We start from the raw sequence: 12,264 nt of genomic DNA, 5'->3' as shown, positions 1-12,264 counted from the left end.
CATGCAGTTGATCGACTTCCTGGCCAGCCACGCGCTGGCCTTTGTTTTCTTCGCCCTGCTGCTCGGCCTGTTGCTGGGCAGTTTCCTCAATGTGGTAATCCACCGCCTACCGAAGATGATGTTCCGCGACTGGCAGGAGCAGGCGCGGGAAGCGTTGAGCCTGCCGGCCGAGCCCAAGGGCGCGGTGTTCAACCTGGTGCTGCCGAACTCGCGCTGCCCGCACTGCAGCCATGAGATCCGCGCCTGGGAAAATATCCCGGTGGTCAGCTACCTGGCTCTGGGCGGTAAGTGTTCGGCCTGCAAGGCCCCCATCAGCAAGCGCTACCCGCTGGTGGAACTGGCCTGCGGTCTGCTCTCGGCCTATGTGGCCTGGCATTTCGGCTTCAGCTGGCAGGCCGGTGCATTCCTGCTGCTGACCTGGGGTCTGCTGGCGATGAGCATGATCGATGTCGATCACCAGTTGCTGCCCGATGCGCTGGTGCTGCCGCTGCTATGGCTCGGCCTGATCCTCAATAGCCAGGGCCTGTTCGCCAGTCTGGAAGATGCGTTCTGGGGCGCGGTGGCCGGCTACTTGAGCCTGTGGTCGGTGTATTGGCTGTTCAAGCTGGTGACCGGCAAGGAAGGCATGGGCCATGGCGACTTCAAGCTGCTGGCCATGATCGGGGCCTGGGGTGGCTGGCAGGTGCTGCCGCTGACCATCCTGCTGTCGTCTCTGGTCGGCGCCGTGCTGGGCCTGATCATGCTGCGCATGCGCAACCAGGATACCGCCACGCCCATCCCCTTCGGTCCCTATCTGGCGATTGCCGGCTGGATTGCGCTGCTCTGGGGTGATCAAATAACCGCGACCTATCTGCAGTTCGCCGGTTTCAAATGAACAAACCCTGGATTCTTGGCCTTACGGGCGGCATCGGCAGCGGCAAAAGCGCCGTCGCCGCCCATTTCAGTGAGCTTGGCGTGCACCTGGTGGATGCCGACCAGGCCGCGCGCTGGGTGGTGGAGCCAGGCCGCCCTGCCCTGGCGAAGATCGCCGAGCATTTTGGCGGTGAAGTCCTGCAGGCTGACGGCCAGCTGGACCGCGCGGCACTGCGCCAACGCATTTTCGAGGATGCCGAGGAGCGGCGCTGGCTGGAAAGCCTGCTGCATCCCCTGATCGGCCAGGAGATCAGCCAGTATCTGGCACGGGCCGAATCCCCGTACGCCATCCTGGTGTCGCCCCTGCTGATAGAATCCGGCCAGTACCGCCTGACCCAGCGCGTGCTGCTGGTGGATGCGCCCGAGGCCGTGCAGATCCAGCGCACCATGCAGCGGGACAATGTGCCCGAGGAGCAGGTCCAAGCCATATTGAAGGTACAGGCCAGCCGTGAGCATCGCCTCAAGCATGCCCACGACGTGCTGCTCAACGACCGCGACCTTGCCTGGTTGCGGAGCGAAGTGGAGCGCCTGCACAACTTCTACCTGACCCTGCGAGGAGGCCAGCCATGAGTCAACCCGTCACTGTGGAGTGCCCCACCTGCGGCGCTCCGGTGGAGTGGGGCCCGCAAAGCCCCTCCCGCCCCTTCTGTTCCGAACGTTGCAAGCTGATCGACCTGGGCGCCTGGGCCGCCGAGGAACATGCCATCCCCGGCGACAATATGGAAGACGAGATCTTCTCCGGCAGCCTGCCGCCTCGCGAGCATTGATCCCCGAGCTCAGGGACGCATGAAACCGTAGTCCTGATCCGGATCGAGATTATCCGCCAGGTAGATCAGCTCCTGGGCCAGATCCTCCGCTGAGCGCAGTCTCGTACTGCGCTCGACCACCGCGCTCAGCAGGGCGCGCAGCGCCAGTTCTTCGGCCAACCCGTTCTGTTTCGCGTCGATCAGGTTCTGCGCCAGAATCGACCTTGCCCAATCATGAATGCCCATTGCCTTGTCCTTTGGTTGCGTGCGCGGCGGATATCCGGCGCCCCGATCCGACGCCCATGGTGGATCGGTGAAACGTGATCCACCCTCCAAGGGTGCCGTCCTGCGTAGGGTGAAAATCCGCGTGACGGATTTCCACCGTCACGGTCGGCCTGGCTTCCCTGCAGACCTGCTGCACCTTAGCGACCGAAGCTTGCCGACCATTGACCCAGATCACGGGTAAACACGGCATGGAGCTGATGAATAAGGCGCCATCAGCGGGCGTCGTCGTCCTTCCAGGGCGCCTGGAGGTAACGGGTGCGGTTGAAGGTCTCCAGCCATTCCGGGCAGAACACCACCAGGGCGGTCACTGCGGTGCCGTTGATGAAGGCCTCGGGGAACATCACCAGCCACAGGTAGCCAATGAAATCATCCAGCCAGGGCGGCATGGGGAACAGGCCATCGACCCACAGCAGCCCCAGACCGATGAGGACGCACAGCAGCGCGGTCAACGCCGCCGGAAAGAAGCCGCAGCAGAAGATGTACACGAACAGGTTGCGCGGCTGGTAATGCTCCACCCACTTGGCGCAAAGCTCGGTAACCAGCACCGGCAGCAGCACCAGCAAGGCGCCGTTGATGCCGAGGGCCAGCAGGTCCTGCTTGCCCAGGGCGAGCAGGCCGAGTTGCGCGACCAGGCCGCTCAGCACCGCCAGGGGCCAGTCCAGCAGCAAGGTCACGGCCGTCATGCCGATGAAGTGGTAGGACAGCCCCGATTCGAAGTCGCGCCGCATCAACCAGAGCAGGAAGAGCGCCAGCACGGTGCCGAACAACAGGTGCTGGCGGCGGAAATCGCTGAACAGCTCGACCCAGGGCGCGCGCCAGGCGGCCCAGGCCAAGACGGGCAGATAGAGCGCCCAACCCAGGCCCAGGGATTCTGCGGAAAGGAGTTCAGCGGCGATCACGGCGCAAGGGACTCCAGGGCGGCGCGCAATGCCGCGGCATCGCCGAACTCCCGCTGCTCGAGGAGCCTGCCCTGCTCCAGGCGCAACCACAGCACGCGCGACTCATCGCCCGGATAGCGGCTGACGACGTGGGATTCCCGGTCCAGCAAAACGCGATAGTTGTAGTCACGCATGGCGGGAACGGCGAAGAGCGAGGACACCAGCGCCGGCATGCGACTGATATCGGCCACGAACACCGCATGGCGGGCCTCCAGGTAGCCCTTGGGCTGGCCTTCCAGCGCCGCGTTCACCAGCTTGCCGCCCTCCATGCTGCGGGCCACCAGCAATACCTGCACCCCATCATCCAGGCTGTAGGGCTGCTCGTACTGGTCCAGCAGCGTCCAGGGCGCCAGGCGCTCACCGGTTTCCAGCGCCTGGCCCAGGGTGGCCAGCAGGCTCAATATCAGCCCAAGGAAGATCCGCATCGATTCAGTCTCCAGTGGTCGAGTAGACCCGAATATCCTCACGCTCCGACCAGCCCCGCTGCATCTGCCAGAAAGCCAGGGCCTCCGGCGCATCTTCGAGGACGAAGACGTGGGACTTGCGTATGCCCAGCTGGGCCAGGCGGCGCAGCGCCTCCTGCAGCAGTGCGCGGGCCCAGCCCTTGCCACGGAAGGGCTGGGCGACGATCAGATGCTGCAGATAGCCGCGGCGTCCGTCATGCCCCACCAGCAGGCAGCCGGCCACACGCCCGGCGTCGTCCTCGAGCAACAGGCAGAGATCGGGATTGCGCTGCAGGTAAGCGCAGAAGGGTTCCAGTTCGTCTTCCGCACGCAGACGGATGCCCGGCGTGCGACGCCAGAGATCGAACAGGGGGGCGTGATCGGCTGGAGTGATGGGTCGAATGCGCATGGTGGGCTCCGGGCAGGGCACTTGAAGTTTACACCGCCAAACAGCGCGTCAACCTGCGCGCATTTGTCGCGACGGGCTCTCCGCTGGCGTTCCAGGGGGTACCCAGAGCCCGGGCCATAAGGCTAAGCTGCGGAACATGAACGAGTCCGACTACCTGCGCCTGCTGACGCGGCAGGCCGAGCAAGCCAACGACTTCCTGTCGAATGCGCGCCGGTGGGAACGCGAGCGCTGGGTTTGCCAGCGACTGCTGCAGGCGCTCAACCTGCCCTATCGACTGGAGGATTTCAGCACCGGCCAGGAGCCGCCGGATGTGCTGTTCCGCGAAGCCAATTTCGAGGTGTTCTTCGTCCTCGACGAAGGCCGCCGCCTCAACGAGGAATGGCGCGCCGAGCTGGAGCGGCGCCGCCGCGCCTTCTCCCTTGCGCAACTGGTGCGTCGCGAAAGCCGCCCAAAACGCATTCCCACCGCTGAACTCCAGGCGCGCCTGGCACCTACCCTGCGCAAGAAGGCACGCAACTACGGGGAACGCGGTATCGACCTGGGCGAACTCGATCTGATCGCCTTCGTCAACCTCAAGCGCGCCACCCCGGACTTCAACAGCCCTTTTCCACCGCCCACCGAATACCTGCGCCAGGGCTGGCGCTCGCTGTCGTTGGTAGGGCCGAACTTCGCCCGCGTGCTGTTCGCCCACGCGGATGCACCCGACTTCCTGCGCAGCAACCTGGGCCGCACCATCATGTTCGATGTGGGGATGGGTCTCTGACGGCAGCCACGCGCCGCGCAAATAACACCGGCTGCGCGTTGAGCCCTTGTGAATTCGCCAGCTAGAATGCCCGTCAATCCACAGTCGAGGCTCCCATGCCCAGCCGCCTGACTCCCGAAGACCAGCAGAAGGTCGACCAGTACCTGAACCTCCCGCAGCACCAGGTCGAACGCCAGCCGTTCCGCCCCTGGCGCCTGCTGTGGATGACGCTGGCCGTGGTCATCGCCCTGGGCATACTCAGCCGCCTCCTGAGCCGACTGGTGCTATGAGCTGCCTCCTGCGCTCGCCCTCAGCGACAACGAATTCCTATAGCCTTGTGAGAACCTCCCATGTCCCATCGCATTGTGATCGTCGGCGGCGGCGCCGGCGGCCTGGAGCTCGCTACCCGTCTGGGTAGAACTCTCGGCAAGAAAGGCCAGGCCAAGATCGTCCTGGCCGACGCCAACCTCACCCATATCTGGAAACCCTTGCTGCATGAAGTGGCGGCCGGCTCGTTGAACTCCACGGAGAACGAGCTGAACTACGTCGCCCAGGCGAAGTGGAACCACTTCGAGTTCCAGCTCGGCCGCATGAGCGGGCTGGACCGCAAGCGCAAAGTCATCCAGCTGGCCGCCACCCATGACGAGGATGGGCGCGAGCTTGTGCCCGCACGCGAGCTGGCCTACGACAGCCTGGTCCTGGCGGTCGGCAGCACCACCAACGACTTCGGTACCGAAGGCGCGGCCCAGCACTGCATCTTCCTCGACACCCGCGAGCAGGCCGAGCGCTTCCACCGCCAGTTGCTCAGCCACTACCTGCGCGCCCACGCCCAGCAGGAGGCCAACGACCAGATCAGCGTCGCCATAGTCGGCGCCGGCGCCACCGGCGTCGAACTGGCAGCCGAGCTGCACCACGCTGCCCATGAACTGGCCGCCTACGGACTGGACAGCATCCGCCCGGAGAACATGCGCATCACCCTGATCGAGGCCGGCCCCCGCGTGCTGCCCGCCCTGCCGGAGCGCATCAGCACCCCGGTACACCGCACCCTGGAGCAGCTCGGTGTCACCGTAATGACTGGCGCCGCCGTGCAGGAAGTCACCACGGATGGCCTGAAAACCGCCCAGGGCGAGAATATTTCCGCCAGCCTCAAGGTCTGGGCCGCCGGTATTCGCGCTCCGGCCTTCCTCAAGGACCTGGATGGCCTGGAAAGCAACCGCATCAATCAATTGGTGGTGCGCCCGACCCTGCAGACCACCCGCGACGACGACATCTTCGCCTTCGGCGACTGCGCCGCCTGCCCGCTCGGAGATGGCAGCGAGCGCAACGTGCCGCCGCGAGCACAGGCCGCCCACCAGCAGGCGTCGCTGCTGGTCAAATCGTTCAAGCTGCGCCTGCAGGGCCAGCCCCTGCCCGACTACCAGTACAAGGACTACGGCTCGCTGATCTCGCTGTCGAGCTTCAGCGCGGTGGGCAACTTGATGGGGAACCTGATGGGCAGCGTGAAACTGGAGGGCTGGCTGGCGCGGATGTTCTACATCTCGCTCTACCGCATGCACCAGATGGCGCTCTACGGCAGTTTCCGCACCTTCCTGCTGATGCTCAGCGACCGCATCGGCCGCAGCACGGACCCCCGCCTGAAGCTGCACTGAGGCGAGCCCGAACCCTACCCTGTAGGAGCGAGGGGGACGCCGAGTTCTTGCTCGCGAATGGCCCCAAGCGGTGCTGTTCGCGAGCAAGCTCGCCCCTACATCGGCCTCTTTGTATTTTTCCGGGACAAACAAAAAAGCGGTAAGGCTTTCGCCTTACCGCTTCTTCGGACCTCCCGAGAGGTCTTTTATGGTGGGTCGTGTAGGATTCGAACCTACGACCAATTGGTTAAAAGCCAACTGCTCTACCGACTGAGCTAACGACCCAAATGTGAGGTGGTCGGGGTAGAGAGATTCGAACTCCCGACATCCTGCTCCCAAAGCAGGCGCGCTACCGGACTGCGCTATACCCCGTCTGGAAGTTGGCTCCGCGACCTGGACTCGAACCAGGGACCCAATGATTAACAGTCATTTGCTCTACCGACTGAGCTATCGCGGAACTTCGATCTTCCAACCCTTCAGCGCCTTGCTCATTTGCTTTAGCGCTTCAGAGGCGCGCCATTTTACGGTTCCAGAACCGCCTGTCAACCCCTAAAAAAACGAATTCTGCCAATGATTTGCACATAGCCGTCCGAGTGCTATACCTGAGCCGTGGCGAGATCGTTACAGGTCGTGGTCGCGGCCTGTCTCCCTACAGGACGGCTATGAGCAATCAGGATCGACCCCCACCCCCTCCCGGCCCCGTGACGACCCTGGCCAACCGCGGCATACAACCGCGCTTCGGTGAATTGGTACAGAGCTGTCGCAAGCTGGTGATGAACCGGCTGGCCGAGCATCTCACCGGCGTCTTCGCCCAGGTCGACGACACCCTCTTCGAATGCGCCGAGAAAGCCGAGAACAACCAGGTACAAACCCTCTTCTTCGATAGCATGCGGGACATCCGCAAGCAGCGCCCGCAGATAGAGCGCACTTATCACCAGCACATCGCCAAGTGCTTCGAAGATTTCCTCAGCGGCAAGCTGAAGCCTGAACTCAAGGCCAGCGAGCTGGACGCCGACCATCTCCAATTGATCGAGAACGAGGAATACGAGGAAAACCTGCTGGTCACCAATATGGTCAGCCGGGTCAAGGCACGCTGCGCACAGCCCCTGTTCGCCCTCGACCAACGCCTGGCGGTACTCAACGGCGGGCGCAAGCTGGGCGACGACGACAACCCCGTCGGCCCCCAGGCGGTGGCCCTGGCCTTCCGCGACGCGCTGCAGCCCTGCCCTTTCCCGCTGCGGATCAAGACCATTCTCTACATGCTCTTCGACCAGCATGTGATGCATGGACTGGACAATGTCTATGACGCGCTCAACCAGCGGCTGATCGAGGCCGGTGTCCTGCCCAACCTGAAATACAGCGTGCAGCGTTCCACCAGCGTGCCGCATCCGCAGTCCAACGCGCCGGGGCAAGCCAGCACGCCACAGCGGCTACAGCAGCCACAGCCGGCGACTGGCGTTCCACCCATTGCGCCGCCGAACCTTTCCAGTGCGCCGCCCAGCGATCCCGGACAACTGTTCAGCGGCCTTGCCGCCCTGCTCGGCGAGCGCCGCCAGCACCACGGTGACGCTCCGCTGCCGGGCGGTACGCCGAGTATTTCCAGCTTCGCCCCGCGCGGTGCCACCCGTACCTACAGCGCCGCCGAACTGCTTGAAGCCCTGAACCGGCTGCAGCAGCAGTCCGCCCAGGACCTCGCCAGCAAGCTGCGCCAGCCGCAGCGGGTCGAAGGCCTGAAGGCGGACCTGCAACAACAGCTTGAGAGCCATAGTAGATTGCCCGGCCAGCAGAAGCTGTCCGACTACGAAGCCGACGTGATCGACCTGGTGGGCATGCTCTTCGACTTCATCCTCGACGACGACAACCTCGCCGACGTCTACAAGACCGCCCTCTCCCACCTGCACACGCCCTACCTGAAGGTCGCCCTGCAGGACAAGGCGCTGTTCACCCAGCACCACCACCCGGCCCGCCGCCTGCTCAACAGCATGGCCCAGGCCGGCGTCCTCTATGCCGGCGAAGGCGAGGAGCGCGGCCTGTTGGCGAAGATGCACTGGGTGGTGGAGCGCATCGTCCATGGATTCAGCGGCGACCTGCTGCTGTTCGACAGCCTGCTGGACGAGTTCAACGAATACATCGGCACCCTGCGGCACAAGGTGGAGCTGCGCGAACAACGCGCCGTGGAGGCCGCCAAAGGCCGCGACAAGCTGCTCGGCGCCCGCCAGCAAGCCGTGGACGCAATCGCCCGGGTCCTGGTGGACCGCGATCTGCCGGGGATCATCCAGCACTTCCTCGAACTCACCTGGACCGACGTGCTGGTCTTCGTCCTGCTGCGCCATGGCGACCGCAGCAGTGAATGGCAGCGCTCGGTGGAAGTAGCCGAACAGCTGGCCTGGAGCGGCACCCCCCAGGACGGCCAGGGTCGTGCGCGCCTGCAACAATTGCGCATCCCCATGCTGGAAGACCTGCGCAAGGGTCTGGAGCTGCTGGGCGGCTATCACGAGGACGGCATCCGTCGCCTGCTCCAGGACCTGGTGGCCTGCCAGCACGCCGTACAGTCGCAGCAGCCCCAGCTCGCCGCGCGCATCGACAGCCCGCTGCCGGGGAGCAAACTCGGCGAGATGCTCGGCGACGATGCCGAACTGGCCAGCACCCCACGGCCGGCCAGCCTTTCCAGTGGCGCCCAGGCACTGCTCAAGGAACTCGCCCAGCTGGAATTCGGCACCTGGTTCGAGTTCATCGACGGCCCGGACACCCGGGCCCTCAAGCTGTCCTGGTACAGCCCGACCACTCGTAACTACATGTTCGTCGACCACAGCGGCCAGCGCGTGGCGATCATGCCCATCACCCAGCTGGCCCTGGACATGGAACAAGGACTGGCACGACTGGTCCCGCCGGAACGCAGTGCCCCCCTGGTCGATCGCGCCCTTGGCGCCATCTACCGGGTCCTGCAGCGCTTTACCGGACGCACCGCCTGAGCCCGCCGAGGAGCCGCCATGGATGAACGTCGCCAGCAGAATCGCCACGCCACAGGGCTGCAGCTGGAAGTATTCGATCTGCATTCGGAACAGCGCCTGGGCCGCATCGTCGACTTGTCGATGGACGGTTTCATGCTGCTCAGCGAAATGCCACTGGTCGCCGATTCGGTGTGGGAATGCCGGCTGGTGCCGCTGACCTGGGTCGAAGGCATAGAAGAGGTCCGGCTGGGCGCCGATTGCCTCTGGACTCGAGCTGGCGAAGACGAGCGAAACTGCTGGGCGGGCTTCCATATCATCGACCTGGCCGACGACCAGGCAGCCCTGCTGGAATCCCTGCTGGAGTTCATCCGCGCGCCGTAGGGTGGATCACGCTTCACCGATCCACCATCGAGGGCTTGTTGCGCGACACCGGCCAATGTGGGGGCGATTTCAATCGCTGAGCAGGCCGAAGGGCTGCCCCTCGATGCTTTCGGGGGCAGCTTCGCTGCCCTTGGCGAATGAATTCGCCCCCACAGGGTGTGGCACCTGACAGATGCGCAAAGAAAAGCCCCGCAACGCGGGGCTTTGTCTTGTGCCGGAGATCAGCTGAAGACGATCTCCTCGCCCTCCACCCTGGCGGCGATGGTGGCGCCAGGGCCGAAGCGGCCGGCGAGTATCTGCTGGGCCAGCGGGTTCTCGATCCAGCGCTGGATCGCCCGCTTCAGCGGACGAGCGCCATAGACCGGGTCGTAACCCACGGCGATCAGCTTGTCCAGGGCCTCCGGGCTCAACTCCAGGCTCAGCTCGCGCTCAGCCAGCCGCTTGCGCAGGCGTTGCAGCTGGATCTCGGCGATGCCGCCTATCTGTTCGCGGCCCAGCGGTTCGAACACCACCACTTCGTCGATCCGGTTGATGAACTCGGGGCGGAAGTGCGCGCTCACCGCGTCCATCACCGCCGCGCGCTGCGCCTCGAGGTCGCCGACCAGTTCCTGGATCTGCGATGAGCCCAGGTTGGAGGTCATCACCACCACCGTATTGCGGAAGTCCACGGTGCGACCGTGGCTGTCGGTCAGGCGACCGTCCTCCAGCACCTGCAGCAGCACGTTGAAGACATCCGGGTGGGCCTTTTCCACTTCGTCCATCAGCACCACGGAGTAAGGTTTGCGGCGCACCGCCTCAGTCAGGTAGCCACCCTCCTCATAGCCGACGTAGCCCGGCGGCGCGCCGATCAGGCGTGCCACCGAGTGCTTCTCCATGAATTCGGACATGTCGATGCGCACCAGCGCCTCCTCGGTATCGAAGAGGAACTCGGCCAGCGCCTTGCACAGCTCGGTCTTGCCCACCCCGGTCGGGCCGAGGAAGAGGAAGGAACCACTGGGCCGGTTCGGGTCGGCCAGGCCGGCGCGGGAGCGACGCACGGCGTTGGCGACGGCGACCACGGCCTCGTGCTGGCCGATCACCCGTTTGTGCAGGTCATCTTCCATGCGCAGCAGCTTCTCGCGCTCGCCTTCGAGCATTTTCGCCACCGGAATGCCGGTCCACTTGGAGACCACTTCGGCGATCTCTTCGTCGGTGACCTTGTTGCGCAGCAGCTGGTTCTCGGTCTTGCCATGCTGGTCGACCATCTGCAGGCTGCGTTCCAGGTCTGGAATCACGCCGTACTGCAGTTCCGCCATGCGCTGCAGGTCGCCCTTGCGCCGCGCGGCCTCCATGTCCTGCCGGGCCTGTTCGATCTTCTGCTGGATCTGCGCCGAACCTTGCACCTCGGCCTTCTCGGACTTCCAGATTTCTTCCAGGTCGGCATATTCGCGCTCCAGCTTGAGGATGTCTTCCTCCAGCTTGGCCAGGCGCTTCCTGGCGGCTTCGTCCTCTTCCTTCTTCAGCGCCTCGCGCTCGATCTTCAGCTGGATCAGGCGGCGATCCAAGCGGTCCAGGGCCTCGGGCTTGGAGTCGATCTCCATGCGGATGCGGCTGGCGGCTTCGTCGATCAGGTCGATGGCCTTGTCTGGCAACTGGCGGTCGGTGATGTAGCGGTGCGACAGCTTGGCCGCGGCGATGATGGCGCCGTCGGTGATGGTCACGCCGTGGTGCACCTCATAGCGTTCCTTCAGGCCGCGCAGGATGGCGATGGTGTCCTCCTCGTTCGGCTCGTCCACCAGCACCTTCTGGAAACGGCGTTCCAGCGCGGCGTCCTTTTCGATGTACTGGCGGTACTCGTCCAGCGTGGTAGCGCCGACGCAGTGCAGCTCACCGCGGGCCAGGGCCGGCTTGAGCATATTGCCGGCGTCCATGGCGCCCTCGGCCTTGCCGGCACCGACCATGGTGTGCAGTTCGTCGATGAAGAGGATGACCCGGCCTTCCTGCTTGGCCAGCTCGTTGAGCACGGCCTTCAGGCGCTCCTCGAACTCGCCGCGGAACTTGGCGCCGGCGATCAGCGCCCCCATGTCCAGGGCCAGCAAACGCTTGTCCTTGAGGCCGTCGGGCACTTCGCCGTTGACGATACGCTGGGCCAGGCCTTCGGCAATGGCGGTCTTGCCGACGCCGGGCTCGCCGATCAGCACCGGGTTGTTCTTGGTCCGCCGCTGCAGGACCTGGATGGTGCGACGGATCTCGTCGTCACGGCCGATCACCGGGTCCAGCTTGCCCTCCTCGGCACGCTTGGTCAGGTCGACGCTGTACTTGTCCAGAGCCTGGCGGGATTCCTCGGCATTGGGGTCGTTCACCGCCTGGCCGCCACGCAGGTTGGCGACGGCATTTTCCAGGGCCTTGCGGGTCACGCCCTGGCCGAGCAGCAGCTTGCCGAGGCGGGTGTTCTCGTCCATTGCGGCGAGCAGCACCAGCTCGCTGGAGATGAATTGGTCGCCCTTCTGCTGGGACAGGCGGTCGGCCTGGTTGAGCAGGCGCGCCAGGTCCTGGGACAGGTTCACGTCGCCGGTGGGGTTCTGGATCTTCGGCAGGTGGTCGAGTTCGCGGGTGAGGCCCTGGCGCAGGGCCACCACGTCGAAGCCCACCTGCATGAGCAGGGGCTTGATGGAGCCACCCTGCTGGTCAAGCAGGGCCAACACCAGGTGTACGGGCTCGATGGCCGGGTGGTCGTGGCCAACCGCCAGGGACTGGGCGTCGGAAAGCGCCAGTTGCAGCTTGCTGGTCAAACGGTCGATTCGCATGGGTTCGTCCTTCCTTTAGATAGCGGGCTGGCACGATGACGGC

At 64.7% G+C, this 12,264-nt stretch carries 13 protein-coding genes and 3 tRNA genes; 8 read left to right on the top strand and 8 right to left on the bottom strand.

All coding sequences use genetic code 11. The features are described from left to right. The first annotated feature begins 1 nt into the window (after position 1). The 3 genes from E8F12_RS21740 to yacG are packed head-to-tail and all read left to right on the top strand — an operon-like array spanning position 2 to position 1,679. On the top strand, positions 2-874 hold the full coding sequence (locus E8F12_RS21740) for an A24 family peptidase (protein WP_280327253.1): 873 nt from the start codon (positions 2-4) through the stop codon (positions 872-874). Further along, positions 871-1,482, top strand: a complete 612-nt coding sequence (coaE, locus tag E8F12_RS21735; protein ID WP_280327252.1) for a dephospho-CoA kinase — start codon at positions 871-873, stop codon at positions 1,480-1,482. Before E8F12_RS21740 ends, coaE begins: the two co-directional genes overlap by 4 nt. After that, on the top strand, positions 1,479-1,679 hold the full coding sequence (yacG, locus tag E8F12_RS21730; RefSeq protein ID WP_280327251.1) for a DNA gyrase inhibitor YacG: 201 nt from the start codon (positions 1,479-1,481) through the stop codon (positions 1,677-1,679). Before coaE ends, yacG begins: the two co-directional genes overlap by 4 nt. A 9-nt stretch (positions 1,680-1,688) precedes the next feature. On the opposite strand, the gene E8F12_RS21725 is transcribed toward yacG, so the two are convergent. The 4 genes from E8F12_RS21725 to E8F12_RS21710 all read right to left on the bottom strand — a co-directional run bounded on the left by E8F12_RS21725 (position 1,689) and on the right by E8F12_RS21710 (position 3,733). After that, positions 1,689-1,904 (bottom strand): hypothetical protein, encoded by a 216-nt coding sequence (locus E8F12_RS21725; RefSeq protein ID WP_280327250.1) that lies wholly within the window; start codon positions 1,902-1,904, stop codon positions 1,689-1,691. A gap of 251 nt (positions 1,905-2,155) precedes the next feature. Beyond that, the gene (locus tag E8F12_RS21720) at positions 2,156-2,842 is read right to left on the bottom strand and encodes an energy-coupling factor ABC transporter permease (RefSeq protein ID WP_280327249.1); all 687 of its coding nucleotides are present in this window, start codon (positions 2,840-2,842) and stop codon (positions 2,156-2,158) included. Further along, a complete protein-coding gene (locus E8F12_RS21715; RefSeq protein WP_280327248.1) occupies positions 2,839-3,306 on the bottom strand; it encodes an FAD/FMN-containing dehydrogenase in 468 nt (155 codons plus the stop codon). Before E8F12_RS21715 ends, E8F12_RS21720 begins: the two co-directional genes overlap by 4 nt. A gap of 4 nt (positions 3,307-3,310) precedes the next feature. Then, positions 3,311-3,733 (bottom strand): GNAT family N-acetyltransferase, encoded by a 423-nt coding sequence (locus E8F12_RS21710; protein ID WP_280289713.1) that lies wholly within the window; start codon positions 3,731-3,733, stop codon positions 3,311-3,313. Between the two features lie 136 nt (positions 3,734-3,869). Here E8F12_RS21710 and E8F12_RS21705 point away from each other — a divergent pair, with 136 nt between their 5' ends. From E8F12_RS21705 to E8F12_RS21695, 3 genes are all read left to right on the top strand, one after another. Continuing rightward, on the top strand, positions 3,870-4,496 hold the full coding sequence (locus E8F12_RS21705; protein WP_280327247.1) for a DUF1780 domain-containing protein: 627 nt from the start codon (positions 3,870-3,872) through the stop codon (positions 4,494-4,496). 95 nt (positions 4,497-4,591) lie between these two features. Further along, positions 4,592-4,765 (top strand): DUF3094 family protein, encoded by a 174-nt coding sequence (locus E8F12_RS21700; RefSeq protein WP_280289711.1) that lies wholly within the window; start codon positions 4,592-4,594, stop codon positions 4,763-4,765. A 60-nt stretch (positions 4,766-4,825) separates the two neighbouring features. Then, entirely contained in the window at positions 4,826-6,124 is a 1,299-nt protein-coding gene (locus tag E8F12_RS21695; protein ID WP_280327246.1) for an NAD(P)/FAD-dependent oxidoreductase, read from the top strand. 188 nt (positions 6,125-6,312) lie between these two features. Here E8F12_RS21695 and E8F12_RS21690 read toward each other — a convergent pair. The 3 genes from E8F12_RS21690 to E8F12_RS21680 form a co-directional block, all read right to left on the bottom strand. Next, positions 6,313-6,388 (bottom strand) — tRNA-Lys (locus E8F12_RS21690). 10 nt (positions 6,389-6,398) lie between these two features. Continuing rightward, positions 6,399-6,475 (bottom strand) — tRNA-Pro (locus tag E8F12_RS21685). Between the two features lie 9 nt (positions 6,476-6,484). Continuing rightward, a tRNA-Asn gene (locus E8F12_RS21680) sits at positions 6,485-6,560 on the bottom strand. A gap of 205 nt (positions 6,561-6,765) precedes the next feature. Between E8F12_RS21680 and E8F12_RS21675 the strand changes: the two genes are divergently transcribed. Together E8F12_RS21675 and E8F12_RS21670 are read left to right on the top strand one after the other, a co-directional pair. Then, complete coding sequence (locus E8F12_RS21675) at positions 6,766-9,075, top strand: DUF1631 domain-containing protein (RefSeq protein WP_280327245.1); 2,310 nt, start codon at positions 6,766-6,768, stop codon at positions 9,073-9,075. Between the two features lie 18 nt (positions 9,076-9,093). Next, the gene (locus tag E8F12_RS21670) at positions 9,094-9,435 is read left to right on the top strand and encodes a PilZ domain-containing protein (RefSeq protein ID WP_280327244.1); all 342 of its coding nucleotides are present in this window, start codon (positions 9,094-9,096) and stop codon (positions 9,433-9,435) included. A gap of 221 nt (positions 9,436-9,656) precedes the next feature. Here the strand turns inward: E8F12_RS21670 and clpB are convergent, their stop codons facing one another. Then, a complete protein-coding gene (gene clpB / locus E8F12_RS21665) occupies positions 9,657-12,221 on the bottom strand; it encodes an ATP-dependent chaperone ClpB (protein WP_280327243.1) in 2,565 nt (854 codons plus the stop codon). Positions 12,222-12,264: the final 43 nt, after the last annotated feature.

The sequence above is a fragment of the Pseudomonas sp. BN102 genome (assembly GCF_029871245.1).
Classification (GTDB): domain Bacteria; phylum Pseudomonadota; class Gammaproteobacteria; order Pseudomonadales; family Pseudomonadaceae; genus Metapseudomonas.
This window is presented reverse-complemented; position numbering and strand designations above follow the sequence as displayed.